General features: G+C 40.0%; 14 protein-coding genes, 2 tRNA genes and 1 pseudogene. All 17 read right to left on the reverse strand.

Annotated features, from left to right (window positions below; genetic code table 11):
• Nucleotides 1-34: 34 nt before the first annotated feature.
• The 17 genes and pseudogenes from SM121_RS00170 to SM121_RS00250 all read right to left on the reverse strand — a co-directional run bounded on the left by SM121_RS00170 (nucleotide 35) and on the right by SM121_RS00250 (nucleotide 12,498).
• Nucleotides 35-589: an SP0191 family lipoprotein gene (locus SM121_RS00170; RefSeq protein ID WP_003004619.1), complete on the reverse strand. Its 555-nt coding sequence runs from the start codon at nucleotides 587-589 to the stop codon at nucleotides 35-37.
• Between the two features lie 285 nt (nucleotides 590-874).
• A complete protein-coding gene (locus tag SM121_RS00175; RefSeq protein WP_003004216.1) occupies nucleotides 875-2,539 on the reverse strand; it encodes a DAK2 domain-containing protein in 1,665 nt (554 codons plus the stop codon).
• A gap of 2 nt (nucleotides 2,540-2,541) precedes the next feature.
• Nucleotides 2,542-2,907 carry an Asp23/Gls24 family envelope stress response protein gene (locus SM121_RS00180; RefSeq protein ID WP_003004393.1) on the reverse strand — a complete coding sequence of 122 codons (366 nt, stop codon included), beginning with the start codon at nucleotides 2,905-2,907 and terminating at the stop codon, nucleotides 2,542-2,544.
• A 142-nt stretch (nucleotides 2,908-3,049) separates the two neighbouring features.
• A complete protein-coding gene (rpmB, locus tag SM121_RS00185) occupies nucleotides 3,050-3,238 on the reverse strand; it encodes a 50S ribosomal protein L28 (RefSeq protein WP_001140948.1) in 189 nt (62 codons plus the stop codon).
• Between the two features lie 118 nt (nucleotides 3,239-3,356).
• The gene (locus tag SM121_RS00190; protein WP_013904689.1) at nucleotides 3,357-4,052 is read right to left on the reverse strand and encodes a LiaF transmembrane domain-containing protein; all 696 of its coding nucleotides are present in this window, start codon (nucleotides 4,050-4,052) and stop codon (nucleotides 3,357-3,359) included.
• Nucleotides 4,053-4,056: 4 nt separating this feature from the next.
• Complete coding sequence (locus SM121_RS00195; protein ID WP_003004160.1) at nucleotides 4,057-4,503, reverse strand: LytTR family DNA-binding domain-containing protein; 447 nt, start codon at nucleotides 4,501-4,503, stop codon at nucleotides 4,057-4,059.
• 143 nt (nucleotides 4,504-4,646) lie between these two features.
• Nucleotides 4,647-4,959, reverse strand: a pseudogene (locus tag SM121_RS00200) (LiaF transmembrane domain-containing protein).
• Between the two features lie 197 nt (nucleotides 4,960-5,156).
• Nucleotides 5,157-5,229, reverse strand: a tRNA-Thr gene (locus SM121_RS00205).
• Nucleotides 5,230-5,275: 46 nt separating this feature from the next.
• Nucleotides 5,276-5,737, reverse strand: a complete 462-nt coding sequence (locus SM121_RS00210) for a GNAT family N-acetyltransferase (RefSeq protein ID WP_320911300.1) — start codon at nucleotides 5,735-5,737, stop codon at nucleotides 5,276-5,278.
• Nucleotides 5,738-5,775: 38 nt separating this feature from the next.
• Nucleotides 5,776-6,561: an ABC transporter permease gene (locus SM121_RS00215; protein WP_320910921.1), complete on the reverse strand. Its 786-nt coding sequence runs from the start codon at nucleotides 6,559-6,561 to the stop codon at nucleotides 5,776-5,778.
• Between the two features lies 1 nt (nucleotide 6,562).
• A complete protein-coding gene (locus tag SM121_RS00220; protein WP_320910922.1) occupies nucleotides 6,563-7,381 on the reverse strand; it encodes an ABC transporter permease in 819 nt (272 codons plus the stop codon).
• Between the two features lies 1 nt (nucleotide 7,382).
• Nucleotides 7,383-8,375: an ABC transporter ATP-binding protein gene (locus SM121_RS00225; RefSeq protein ID WP_320910923.1), complete on the reverse strand. Its 993-nt coding sequence runs from the start codon at nucleotides 8,373-8,375 to the stop codon at nucleotides 7,383-7,385.
• 361 nt (nucleotides 8,376-8,736) lie between these two features.
• Nucleotides 8,737-9,678 carry an alpha/beta hydrolase gene (locus tag SM121_RS00230; protein ID WP_320910924.1) on the reverse strand — a complete coding sequence of 314 codons (942 nt, stop codon included), beginning with the start codon at nucleotides 9,676-9,678 and terminating at the stop codon, nucleotides 8,737-8,739.
• A 133-nt stretch (nucleotides 9,679-9,811) separates the two neighbouring features.
• Complete coding sequence (locus tag SM121_RS00235; RefSeq protein ID WP_257738288.1) at nucleotides 9,812-10,597, reverse strand: hypothetical protein; 786 nt, start codon at nucleotides 10,595-10,597, stop codon at nucleotides 9,812-9,814.
• Between the two features lie 209 nt (nucleotides 10,598-10,806).
• Nucleotides 10,807-11,688 (reverse strand): class II fructose-bisphosphate aldolase, encoded by an 882-nt coding sequence (locus SM121_RS00240; protein ID WP_003004573.1) that lies wholly within the window; start codon nucleotides 11,686-11,688, stop codon nucleotides 10,807-10,809.
• Nucleotides 11,689-11,879: 191 nt separating this feature from the next.
• Entirely contained in the window at nucleotides 11,880-12,332 is a 453-nt protein-coding gene (locus tag SM121_RS00245) for a hypothetical protein (protein ID WP_320910925.1), read from the reverse strand.
• An 80-nt stretch (nucleotides 12,333-12,412) separates the two neighbouring features.
• Nucleotides 12,413-12,498: transfer RNA gene (locus SM121_RS00250), tRNA-Leu, on the reverse strand.
• Nucleotides 12,499-12,588 lie beyond the last annotated feature (90 nt).

Consider the following 12,588-nt stretch of genomic DNA (forward strand, 5'->3'; position numbering starts at 1 on the left):
GCCAAGTGACTTCACTCGACTTTTTCTATTCTTCTTACTGACCTTCTTCTTTCATGCCATGCAATTTCAAGGCCTTGACCAAGGCATCTGCCTTCATATTCTTCAAGTTATTGAGACCGGCATCTTTAAAGTAAGAAATTTCTTCTAGAGACTTGGCGTCAATTAGGTTGATGTCAATCACACTAGTTGAGAGCAATTTTTTCTCTGGCGTGATTGTATACTCCAAACTAAAACCAGGAACAGTTTTTAACTTCTTGTAGTCTTCGTTTTGTTCCATCAAAGCTTGAATGGCTACTGTAAGTTCTTCAGGCGATTTCTCTGCTGCAATGGTCCCAAGTTGTTTGGGCAGATCAGCTGTCACTTCGATGCGAAGGTTTTCAACCTTATCTCCCTTAGATTTGATGATATCCCGGTGTTTTGTTCCATTGATATCTCCAACTAAGGTTGTGGTTTTTTCTTCATTTTTTACTTCTTTTTTAACAGAGGAACTGCTAGATGAGCTAGCGGTTGTAGTTTTCTTCGTTTGGGATTGCGAACAACCAGTCAATACCAAAATGGCTAGCCCAAGGGTTACAAAAAATTTCTTCATTTTTATAACTCTCCTTTCACATACTGATACCAGTATAACATATCGCGTCTTTCTTGTCTAAAAACTCCACTTCTCAAACCATTTCCTCCTCTTTTCAAGCTCTTCAATTTGAATAAAAATCTGATGAATATGAGACTTTTTGCAGAAACTCCTTTTTCTCACGAATAAAGCCTCAGTGGAGGGTTCACTTCAGTCTCAAATCCCTCTGAATCACGCTGCTTTCATAGAGAATCTCCTGGTTTTTCTATATACAAAAAAAGGTTCCGAAAGGAACCTTCTGTTCAATTATTCTACACTAAACAAGTATGGGTAGACGGGTTGGCCACCTTGGTGGATTTCCACTTCTACATCCTCATACTTCTCAGCAAGGACTTGGGCCAATTCATTTGCCAACTCCTCACTGCCGTCTTCACCGACATAGATGGTCACAATTTCACTATCTTCGTCCAACATATGAGCGAAGGTTTCTTCCAAGGTTTCCATCATATCTGGGTTTGAAACGACGATCTTACCATCGACCATTCCAAGATTATCATTTTCATGAATTTCAAGGCCATCAATAGTGGTATCGCGAACCGCTGTCGTCACACTACCAGACACAACATCGCCCAATGAAGCGCTCATGCGTTCGTAGTTTTCTTCGATCGATTTGCTCTCATCAAAGGCAAGAAGACTGGTCAATCCTTGAGGGATAGTCTTGGTCTCTACAACTGCTGCTGGTTGATCAATCACTTCTGCTGCAGATTGAGCGGCCATCAAGATATTTTTGTTGTTTGGCAAGATAATGATGTTGCGCGCATTCAACTCTTCAACCGCTTTAACAAAGTCTTCTGTTGATGGGTTCATGGTTTGACCACCAGAGATGATGTAATCCACCCCTTGCGCTTTAAAGATATCAGCCAATCCGTCACCCGCAACAACTGCGATGATGGCATATTCTTTTTCTTCAACTGGTTTGGCTTGACGTTCTTCTTTTTCAACTTGCGCTTCGTGTTGGTTGCGCATGTTGTCGACTTTGACCTTGACCAAGCTTCCGTACTTAAGACCTTCTTGCATGACAAGACCTGGATCTTCTGTATGGACGTGAACTTTGACAATCTCATCGTCATTCACCACCAATAGGGAATCCCCAAGGTTGTTCAAATAGTTACGGAATTCATCGTAATCGAAGTCTTTGACATAGGTTGGACCTTGTTTCAAAGCGACCATGATTTCTGTACAGTAACCAAACTTGATGTCTTCAGTAGCCACATGGCCAGCGACTGACTTGTGGTGTTCTGCATTAATCATTTCTGACATGGTTGCAGGTGTTGCTTGGAACTCTTCAGAAGCGATGAATTCACCTGTCAAGGCTGACAAGAATCCTTCATAGATGAAGACCAACCCTTGACCACCAGAGTCTACCACGCCAACTTCTTTCAAGACTGGCAACATATCTGGAGTCTTCGCAAGAGCTGTTTTAGCTCCTTCAAGAGCGGCACGCATAACTTCTACTGCATCGTTGGTAGATTCTGCTTTCTTCTTGGCCCCAATGGCTGCCCCACGAGAAACCGTCAAAATGGTTCCTTCAACCGGCTTCATAACGGCCTTATAAGCAACTTCTACACCAGACTGGAAGGCTGCTGCAAGTGCTGCTCCATCCAATTCTTCTTTGTCTTTGACACTTTGAGAAAATCCGCGGAACAATTGAGAAGTGATAACTCCTGAGTTCCCACGCGCCCCCATCAAGAGACCTTTAGCGAAGATCCCTGCTGCTTCTCCAACAGTTGAAGCAGAACGGTCAGATACTTCTTTGGCCCCATTTTCGATGGTCATTCCCATATTGGTTCCTGTGTCCCCGTCTGGTACAGGAAAGACGTTCAAAGAGTTTACATATTCCGCTTGTTTATTTAAGCGCGTAGCCCCCGCTTGAACCATTTCTTGAAATAAACTTGTAGTAATATTAGCCACGATTATTCTCCCACAATCTTGATATTTTGAATATAGACATTCACAGTATCCGTAGTGATTCCAAGTTGATTTTCCAAACTAAATTTCACACGTTCTTGAATATTTTTTGAGACTTCGCTAATCTTTGTTCCATAGCTCAAAACAGTGTAAACATCAACTGCGATAGTTCCTGCTTCCGTTGTTTTGACAACAACACCTTTAGAGAAGTTTTCTTTCCCTAGGAGGGCTTGGAAATTATCTTTGATCGCATTTTTGCTGGCCATTCCAACCACACCGAAGATTTCAGTAGCGGCACCGCCTACAACAGTTGCGATAACCTCATCAGTCAATTCAATTTGACCGTCCTTTGTATTGATTTTTACTGTCATAATTTCTACCTCAAAAGTATTTTATATTCTATTTTACCATAAAAGAGATCAACTGTAAAAGGGTAGGGACTATTCTTCTCCCACTGTGACAGCTGTCTCTAGAGAAAAAGAAAAGAACCTCTATGAGGTTCTATATTCTTTATTAAACGCGTTCTACTTTACCAGATTTCAATGCACGAGCTGAAGCCCAAACTTTTTTAGGTTTACCATCGATAAGGACAGTTACTTTTTGAAGGTTTGGTTTTACGGCACGTTTTGTTTGGTTCATAGCGTGTGAACGGTTGTTACCTGATACAGTCTTACGACCTGTGAAATAACATACTTTAGCCATTTCTGTGTTTCCTCCTATTAGATCTAATATAACGGATGTGCTAGCACCACATACCGTACTATATTACCAAAAAAAATCTCTCTTGGCAAGCTTTTGGCCAAAGTTTTTCATTTCCGACTTAAGAAAACGAATTCGCTCCCACATAGATAATTTCCAGATTTCCTAAGGAGACATCGCCTGTAATGTAGAAATCCTTGCTTGTCAAAGCACTTGGATTTTCCTGATGTTGGATCGCTGAGAGGGAATTATCCACATTAACATGGACGCGCCAATCACTTGGTACATAGAGGCTCAGACTCCCAAGGGAAACATCGACAACAAACTGAGCAGAAGGACCCTCGATGCGGCAATTGTCAAAATAAACCGATGCTTCTCCCATACTCACATCTGCACTTCCGCGGGTAAAGTGTTGGTCATTGAGATATTTTGTCACTGTTGAAAAAGTGACATCAATGTCATTGCCATCCGACTTACTCATGGACCCAGCAGAATAGGAAGCTAGGCGGGCTTTTGTTTTCTTAGAGGGTTTAAACAAAATGTTGAGCCCAATCACAGCGAGAATTGAGGAAAGGATGACAACTGAATTTGAAACTGGGAGGAAATGGTATTGCCCATTGAGACAAAAGAGGGCTAAAAGTCCATAGATGAAGCCCCAACCAAAATGGCGTTTTAAGAAACTAGAGAGGGACAGGACGGCAAGCAAGGTAACCCAAGCTAAGGTCCAGATGCTAATGTCCCATTTTACAAAATAGCCTTGTAAGAGGATTAAGGCTGCTAAAAGGATTAAGAATACTCCAATTAATTTTTTTCTCATGATATTACCTCATTTCATTTAGTCGTTCTTTTAAGAGTTGATAGTAGCGTCTAGATACGTGAACCTGCTTATGAGTCTGGTAGAAATTGACCGTGCTGGTCCCTGAAAAAGACTTTTCCAGAGAGTAGATCTGCTTTGCGTTGACAATGGTGGATTTGGATATCCGACAAAAGGCGATGGGAAGCAGCTCCTCCAACTCATAGAGCTTCTGCTTAACCTCATAGGCCTCGTCCTTGGTGTGCCCAAAAATCTTCTCCCCGTCCGTCTCAAAAAAGAGGATCGATGCCACATCCAGAAAATACTCACTTCGATCCTTGTAAAAGGCCAAAGGAGCAACCTTTTGTTCGAGGATTCTCTCTTGCAGCTGGGTCAACTCCGGGGTCAAGCGCGGAGCTCGAATCAAGATCTCAGGCTCGTCCATAGATGGATCCAATTCGATTCTAACTTTCATAAAACTCCTTTCCCAACGTTTTGATAGTACCATTATAACAGCTGTTGAAAACAAAACAAGGGCTTTTCAGTAAGCGGAACGTTTTCCCCATCAAGAGGTAGTTTTTGAGAAGTAAAAAAGCTGATCAAGTGACCAGCCTTTCTTTATTTATTGCTTTCCTTGTTCGGTAAAAGAAAACTAAGACCTACACAAGCGAGCACACCTGCTGTAATAACCAGGCCATTTGAGACCGACAAGAGATCGTAAATCGCATTTGCGATCATAAATGCGATCAAGGCGCAGATAACACTTGCCTTGTAATCTTTTTTTCAAGAGATTTTCAAGTGTAAAGAATGCAAATAAGAGAGCAGGAAATAGGGGCCAGATGTTCACATCGAGCTTTGGAAAACCAACCATTCCCATTGTGACAACCGCAAGAGCAGCCAAAATAAATCCAAGTCCAAGTAGTTTTTTCATCATATACCTCATTTTGATTATTCGGAAGTACTTCTTCCTTTGATGATTCTATGATAGCAGAGAGCCCCAACGGCGACAAGGACTTTTGACTAAGTGGTCAAAAAAGGTGCCTATGCGGTCAAAAAAAAGAGCGAGACCGAACGAATATGTGATCACCATCATTCGTCGTCTCGCTCCTTCAAAGCAGATTTTTTCTATGCCGATTGCAGGGATCGAACCTGTGACCTACGCGTTACGAGTGCGTTGCTCTACCAACTGAGCTAAATCGGCGATTACCTTCTTAGTATAGCACTCTGATAGCGGATGTCAAGCACTTTTAGTTGATCTTTTTAATCAGAATCTGACATGGATTCTGTGGATCCCATAGTTGCGGAAAAATCTCTAATTTTTTAAAACCAAGACTGCGATAAAAGACATTTGTTCGGTCATAATCTTTATTTGAACCTTCTGCGACTGTTTTGACCTGTAGGTAGTCCACTTGTTTGACTGCTTCTCTTTCTATAGTCGTAATTAATTCCCTTCCAATTCCTTGACCTTGGAATGATTTTTTCACGCCTAGACAGTCAATTTCAGCACAATCTTCACTCGAATATGATAAACCTATAAACCCTACTACATCACTTTCTTGATAAGCAGCCCAAACTCGTAAATCCTTAGCTCCTTCAATGTAGGCTTGCGTGCTTTCTGGTATTCCAAACCATTCTGGCAAATCCCTTAAAATCTCAGCGACAACTGCCATTTTTTGATCTTCACCCTTGACTTCTTTAATTACAAACATCATAAGTTCCTTTCTTGATTTTAGTCTTACTTTACCTCTTACGAACCAGCACTTTCGTAGGCATCCAATCCCCGGTCCCAAAGTTTGAGGGAAATAACAAAGAAAACAAGGGAAATCAGAATCAAACCACCAATTTTAAAGAGTCCATCCTTGTCCTGCAAGAAATAGCTGGCAGGATAGTAGGCCGTAAAGGCGAAAGGTACAATAAAGCTAATTAACCAACGAAGGAGCGAATTGTAAATAGAAATAGGATACTTGGCAAAATCATTAAACATATAGAAAATGTAAATCATGGCACCTGACTGCTTGGTCCAAAAAGCGATGCTGGCTGTAGCAATTTTCAAGGAAGTATAAATCAAGGTCGCAAAAGGAATACAAACTAGAAAAATCAGGAATTTTGGAAGAGTCCAAGCAATGCTAGTCGCCGTTGTCGCTAGTAAAATTCCACCGACCAAAAGTTCACCCAAGGCATCAATCTGAAAGGTCTCAACAAGGATGTGAAAGAGAGGATTGATAGGACGAGTCAGATACTTGTCAAACTCCCCTTTTCGAACTAGTCGTTGACCTAAAGCCCAGAGATTGTCAAAAAAGAGATGATCTAGTCCCTTTGGAATTAAGGAAAATCCATAGATAAAGGCAATTTCTTGAAAAGTCCAACTTTCTAGGGAGGGAATGTGTTGAAAGATGACATTGAGAAACAAGAGGTTTAGGCCTTGAGTCAGAAAGACTCCCAACACACCAACCACAAAATCAACTTTGTATTCCATGATTTGCTTGATGTATTGTCTAATAAAAATCAGATGCATGCGTTGATATTTTTTCATACTAACCTCCCTGAATGGTGATAAATGACTGGACTCGTTTCCAAATCAACTGAGACAAGCCCACCATCACTATAAGCCAGAAAAGCTGAAGCAAAAGTGCTTGAAGAATCTGACTGGCATCGTATTTCCCAACAATAATCATAACTGGAGTGTAAATCAAGGATGAAAATGGCAATAAGGAGAGAATATCTGAAACCACCTTTGGAAAAAACGTCAAGGGAATCAAACTGCCAGACATAAAGGCCACTATTGAAGTCTTGAGTAGATTGGAGCCCCATAAATTTTTAAATACAAAGGCTGAAAATCCAAAGCAGATATTAAAGAAAAAGTTAATCAGATAAGCCAGAGTTAAGCTAAAGAGATAAAGGACAGTTAATCCCAGCACTTCTACAATACCTTGCCCAGATAAGATTTTCATCAAAACAATGACACTTAAAAATGGCAGTCCAACAGAGATAAAAATCAACCACTTGGAGCCAAGTTCAGTGAAAAGGTAAGAGGCCGCAAAATGCACTGGTCTCAATAAGCGCATGATAATAGAGCCATCTTTTACCTCATCACCAATCATAAAGGAGCTATCAGACCTGGTCAAAAGATTGGTCACAAAACTCATGATGATGTAGAGGGTGATATCCGCCATACTGAAGCCCTGAATCAAAGGCTCCTGGGAGGAGTCAAAGACAGCCTTCCAGAGATAGAAAGCGACAAAAGCCCCCATGACATCACCAATCCGATAGAGAATAAAGTTAACTCGATAGCTAATCAACTCCTGAATCCCTGCATTGATAAAGGGTTTATAACGTCTCCACAATTTGACCATCTTAGAGCTCCTTTCGATAGAAGCGACGGATAATATCTTCAATATCTGTATCTACCATCTTCAAATCACGAACTTCAAAATCAGATAAGGTTTGCTTGATAATATCGGCCGACTGGTAGAGGGAACTATCGAATTCAATATTGAGAGTATTTCCTTGTCTATCAATGGACATATCAGGCAAGCCCTCATAATGAGAGACTAGATGATTTTGACCTGGCGTCAGGTCAAAGGAGAGAGTCTTCATCTTGCCAAAGGTTTCCTTGAGCTGGCTAACCGTCCCATCAAAAATCTCTTGCCCCTTGTCAATCATAAAAATCCGATCACAGAGTTGCTCAATATCACTCAAATCATGAGTAGTCAAGAGAATAGTTGTCTTTTCCTCTTGATTGATCTGAGTAATGGCCCGACGAATGTTATCCTTGACCGAAACGTCTAAACCAATGGTCGGCTCATCTAAAAAGAGAACTTTGGGATTGTGAAGCAAGGAAGCTGCAATATCCGCCCGCATCCGTTGCCCAAGTGAAAGAGTTCGCACGGGGTCCTTGATAAAATCCTTCAAATCCAAAACTTCATTCAAAAAGTCCATGCGCTTATGGAAAAGCGAGTCCGGTACATCGTAAATTTCCTTCAAGACCGTGTAGGTCTCTTGCAGTGCCAAATCCCACCATAGCTGGGTGCGTTGTCCGAAAACGACTCCAATATCCTTGACATAATCTTGTCGATTATCTTGTGGAATCTTGCCGTTAATCCGACAAAAACCAGATGTCGGTTTTAAAATCCCTGTCAGCATTTTGATGGTGGTCGACTTCCCAGCACCATTTGCCCCGATAAATCCTAGAATCTGCCCCTTTGGAACTTCAAAAGTTAAATCCTTGACCGCTTCAAAGGTCTGCTTTTCAGGATGAATAAAGGAGCGCAAGGCCCCCTTTAACCCCGGCTCCTTAACTGTCTTCACAAAATTTTTCCGAAGATGTTGCACTTCTATCATTGCCATATCTATCTCCCTATCGTAAGAAGCAACATTGTATTTTTGACTACAAATATTCTAAATCCTTACTTTCTACACTTACTCAATATTATTACAGAAGGCTTTATACCAACCTATTATAATCCAATAAAAAAAGGAATGCAAGCGTTTGCTTATAGATTATGAAATTAGAAATTTCTCTCTTGAAATAATGCTTTTGAGTCAGAAATTCTGGTTTAATAGTTTCCTTAAAACACCAAAAAACCTGCCCTTAGGGGCGGGCTTATTGTTAAGAAAAAGAATTTTTTTAATCGAGAAAATTAACGATTCTACTGTTAATCCTTCAGCATTTAATTATTATCATCAGTCTCAATGGATTTTTAAGCCCTCAATTATTCTCTAAAAATTCTTTAATACGAGAAACAATAGCATCGCTTTGATAATGATAGAGGTCGTGAGGCGCATCCATATAGTCGACTTGAACATTAGACTGGTCGCTTGCAAATCTCTCTGCATAACGTTGCCACTCTGATTGGCTAAAGCTGGTTCCCTCCCCATTTGAAACCAAGAGAAGTACAGGGATTTTGGGATCAATGGTAAATTTACTAACCTTTTGGGCATTTTTCTTTACAGTTCGGGTCTCATTGAGCATAGCCGTCGACAGCAACTGCTTGTAAGCTAAAAATCGGTATTGCTGACGCTCACTTTTAGTCAAGTCAGAATTCTTCAGGTAAACAGACTCAGGGAAATAACGGAGCAGGCCAATCTTACTCGTCCAATAGGCTAAGGTTATAAGAGTTGGGTGTTCTTTTAAATCTTCATAGCTCGCTGGCAAAGCCCAATCCAGGCCAATCAAAGCCTTCACTTCATTTGGATATTTCTCTTGCCAAGCAAGACTCTCTAAACTAGCCATAGAATGCGAAATAATCACATAAGGACCTGAAACATGAGCTTGCGCCAAAGCTTGACGGGTTTCAGAAAGGACCTCCATCACATCTCTTGAACGATCACTATCTTCGCTAAAACCATATCCTGCTCGCTCCACGACAACAACTTTGTATTTTTTGGATAGGGAATCTGATAGATCCTTAAAGTCTAAAATCGGAGAGGCGATACCTGCACCGGAAAGAAAAACGATTATTTGAGGCCCTTCTCCTTTAACAGAGACATTCATTCGATGTCCATTGACTGTAACTTGTTTACCAATGGGTGTGAGAAGCTTACTTTCATTTCGTAAACTGAATTGATGAAAAACAAATGTAGCACCTAAAAAGAGCAGGAGAAAGCCACAAACGATCCAGCTCCACAGTTTGAATTTTTTCATAGGCATATTGTACAAGTTTTAGAGTGTTTTAGCAATACAAATAAGATATTTTTATTGCAATAATAAAAGAGATAAATAATAACCTCCAAGTCTACAAAAAGGCTTATCCTTACGGATAAACCTCTGGTTAATTTATAATCTATTTATATTCAGTAAAAATTAATCTAGCATTATCACTTGGTAAATCAGGATCAGAGTTATATAAACTAGTTGAAATTATATCTCCGTCTTCTAATTTCACGACAACATCTTGATTACCAGAATTTAGAGTTTGTTCTTTCTTTTTTTTCGTTGAATTATTATAAATATCAATTGACCAACCTAAATTATCAAATTCAGGATCTAGCTTCACATTCGTGCTCAGTTTATACGTACCAGCTTTAATATCACGCCCCACTACATACTCTCCAATTCCCGCTTCATTACTCATTTCTACTTTTTCTGGTACTGCATTAAACTTAATCTTGGAAATATTACTAAAATCCAATGTATCACCCTCAAATAAAATAATCCTGATTTTTGAAGGATAATCGGTTGATGTTCCTGGTGCACCTGCTACCCAATTAATAAACAGTGAAAAAGGATCCTTTCTATTTCCAAAAATATTTCCTGATCCTCCTGTTATTTCCAAATCATAAATACCAGGTTTTACATCTCCGTTCTCACCCACAACAACATCTCCGGTGACATAGATTTCTTCTGTTGATTTCGATTGTTTTGCTAACAAATTCATCTCTTCTAAACGCGAGTTCTCTTTAGTAACATCTTTCATTGACGAATTCTTTTCAGACTTAGGTGTCGAATCCGATTTTACCGTTGGATTCTTTTCAGGCAAAGCAGTATCTTTCGATACATTATTAGTATGACAAGCCGTTAGCAACGAGCCAGCGATTAAAACTGTTAACAATAATTTAGTGTTTTTCATATTCACACTACCTCCTATATACCTAAAACTTAATTTCATTTTATCACAACCTATTACAAAAGTAAATATATTAACTTCTTTATATAACCATGGATTGATTTTAACTTACTAATCTATTCATTTAACATTAATCAGATAAAATGAATATAAAATCAAAAAAGGCTTATCCTTGCGGATAAACCTCTGGTTAATAACATTTCAAAGCTAAATTAAGCTTTGCCTTCTGAACCGAATACGTCGATACGTTCTTCAACAGCTGCTGTAATTGCTTCGAAACCTGGTTTCAAGAATTTACGTGGGTCGAAGAGTTTCTTCTTATCGTATTCTGCTTCGTTTGCATCGTATTCACGTACGAATTGACGAGTAGCATTTGCAAATGCGATTTGGCATTCAGTGTTAACGTTAACTTTTGCAACACCAAGTTTGATAGCTGCTTGGATTTGATCATCAGGGATACCTGATCCACCGTGCAATACGATTGGGAATCCTGGAACAGCTTCAGTCAATTTTTGCAAGTGGTCAAGGTGAAGACCTTTCCAGTTTGCTGGGTAAGGACCGTGGATGTTACCGATACCTGCAGCCAAGAAGTCGATTCCTGTAGCAACCATTGCTTTAGCATCTTCGATTGGTGCCAATTCACCGTCACCGATGATACCGTCTTCTTCACCACCGATAGTACCAACTTCAGCTTCTACTGAGATACCTTTAGCATGAGCTTTTTCAACGACATCTTTCGCCAATTTAAGGTTTTCTTCAACTGGAAGGTGTGAACCGTCAAACATGATTGAAGTGTAACCAGCTTCGATACATTCAAGAGCATCGTCGTAGTGACCATGGTCAAGGTGAATAGCAACTGGTACAGTAATACCCATTGATTCTACAAGGTTTTCAATAAGGGCTTTACATACTTTGTAACCACCCATGTATTTAGCAGCACCCATAGAAGTTTGGATAAGTACTGGAGCTTTCTTAGCTTCTGCTGCACGCAAGATAGCTTGAGTCCACTCAAGGTTGTTTGTGTTAAATCCACCAACTGCATAACCATTGTCACGAGCTGCTTGGACAAATTTTTCTGCTGAAACGATTGCCATTTGTTATAGGCCTCCTATAAATTTTTGTGGGGTTAATCCCACTTACATTGTTTATTTTATCACTTTTTAGATGAAATTGCTAGCTTTTCCTGTAGCTTTAAGCGATTTCTTCCGATAAATAGGACGGAATCTCCTATCTCCTAAGACTCTCATCCTAGCAAACAAGTAAAAGAAGGGGACTTACACCCCCTTCAATTCTCTTCTTTAAATTTTTTTAGTGAAAGGAGAAAGGCAATCCCGCAAATCACAAGGGATACCGCTGCAACCCATTGAGAATAGAAATAAGCAGCAAATAACTGACTGTCGGTAAATATTTTTCCAAGAAGTCCGTTTAGCACTCCCTCAAGAAAGGGAATATTCTCACACACTGCAAGGATTGACGCAAGAAAGAGTATACTGCCTGCTATCAGAAAAAGATGAAGAATCCATTTTTTGATTCTTTTTTTATCTCTGAGCAGATACTTAGAAGCAATCGCCACTAAAAAAATGAAAACATTCCATATGTTTAAGGCGATAAAATATCTAAAAGTATCCTTGTATGCACCTATCCCCATCGCTAAAATCAGGATAGGACCGAAAAAATTAATGGCACTTCCCAATAGTGCAAAAAGGCCATCGGCCAATACCAGATCCTTTTTCTTCATGTTCTCACCTCATCTCACACCTATTCTACCACAAAGAAATTTGAAAACAAAAAAAGATAGCCGAAGCTATCTTGATCCGATGCGGAGAGAGGGACTTGAACCCTCACGACCTAAAGCGGTCACAGGATCCTTAGTCCTGCGCGTCTGCCAATTCCGCCATCCCCGCGATTGAGTACCTTACTAGTATATCAATCTTCTACTTTCTTGTCAAGATTTTTTTCAAACTTTTTTCAGAGTTTGTCATTTTTTCACAAAA

The sequence above is a fragment of the Streptococcus sp. S1 genome (assembly GCF_034137685.1).
Classification (GTDB): Bacteria; Bacillota; Bacilli; order Lactobacillales; family Streptococcaceae; genus Streptococcus; species Streptococcus dentalis.

Excerpts from the sequence above, each read along its gene's own strand:
- SM121_RS00170 (WP_003004619.1), bottom strand. The coding sequence starts at position 589 with ATGAAGAAATTTTTTGTAACCCTTGGGCTAGCCATTTTGGTATTGACT.
- SM121_RS00180 (WP_003004393.1), bottom strand. The coding sequence starts at position 2,907 with ATGACAGTAAAAATCAATACAAAGGACGGTCAAATTGAATTGACTGAT.
- rpmB (WP_001140948.1), bottom strand. The coding sequence starts at position 3,238 with ATGGCTAAAGTATGTTATTTCACAGGTCGTAAGACTGTATCAGGTAAC.
- SM121_RS00190 (WP_013904689.1), bottom strand. The coding sequence starts at position 4,052 with ATGAGAAAAAAATTAATTGGAGTATTCTTAATCCTTTTAGCAGCCTTA.
- SM121_RS00195 (WP_003004160.1), bottom strand. The coding sequence starts at position 4,503 with ATGAAAGTTAGAATCGAATTGGATCCATCTATGGACGAGCCTGAGATC.
- SM121_RS00210 (WP_320911300.1), bottom strand. The coding sequence starts at position 5,737 with ATGTTTGTAATTAAAGAAGTCAAGGGTGAAGATCAAAAAATGGCAGTT.
- SM121_RS00215 (WP_320910921.1), bottom strand. The coding sequence starts at position 6,561 with ATGAAAAAATATCAACGCATGCATCTGATTTTTATTAGACAATACATC.
- SM121_RS00220 (WP_320910922.1), bottom strand. The coding sequence starts at position 7,381 with ATGGTCAAATTGTGGAGACGTTATAAACCCTTTATCAATGCAGGGATT.
- SM121_RS00225 (WP_320910923.1), bottom strand. The coding sequence starts at position 8,375 with ATGGCAATGATAGAAGTGCAACATCTTCGGAAAAATTTTGTGAAGACA.
- SM121_RS00230 (WP_320910924.1), bottom strand. The coding sequence starts at position 9,678 with ATGCCTATGAAAAAATTCAAACTGTGGAGCTGGATCGTTTGTGGCTTT.
- SM121_RS00235 (WP_257738288.1), bottom strand. The coding sequence starts at position 10,597 with ATGAAAAACACTAAATTATTGTTAACAGTTTTAATCGCTGGCTCGTTG.
- SM121_RS00240 (WP_003004573.1), bottom strand. The coding sequence starts at position 11,688 with ATGGCAATCGTTTCAGCAGAAAAATTTGTCCAAGCAGCTCGTGACAAT.
- SM121_RS00245 (WP_320910925.1), bottom strand. The coding sequence starts at position 12,332 with ATGAAGAAAAAGGATCTGGTATTGGCCGATGGCCTTTTTGCACTATTG.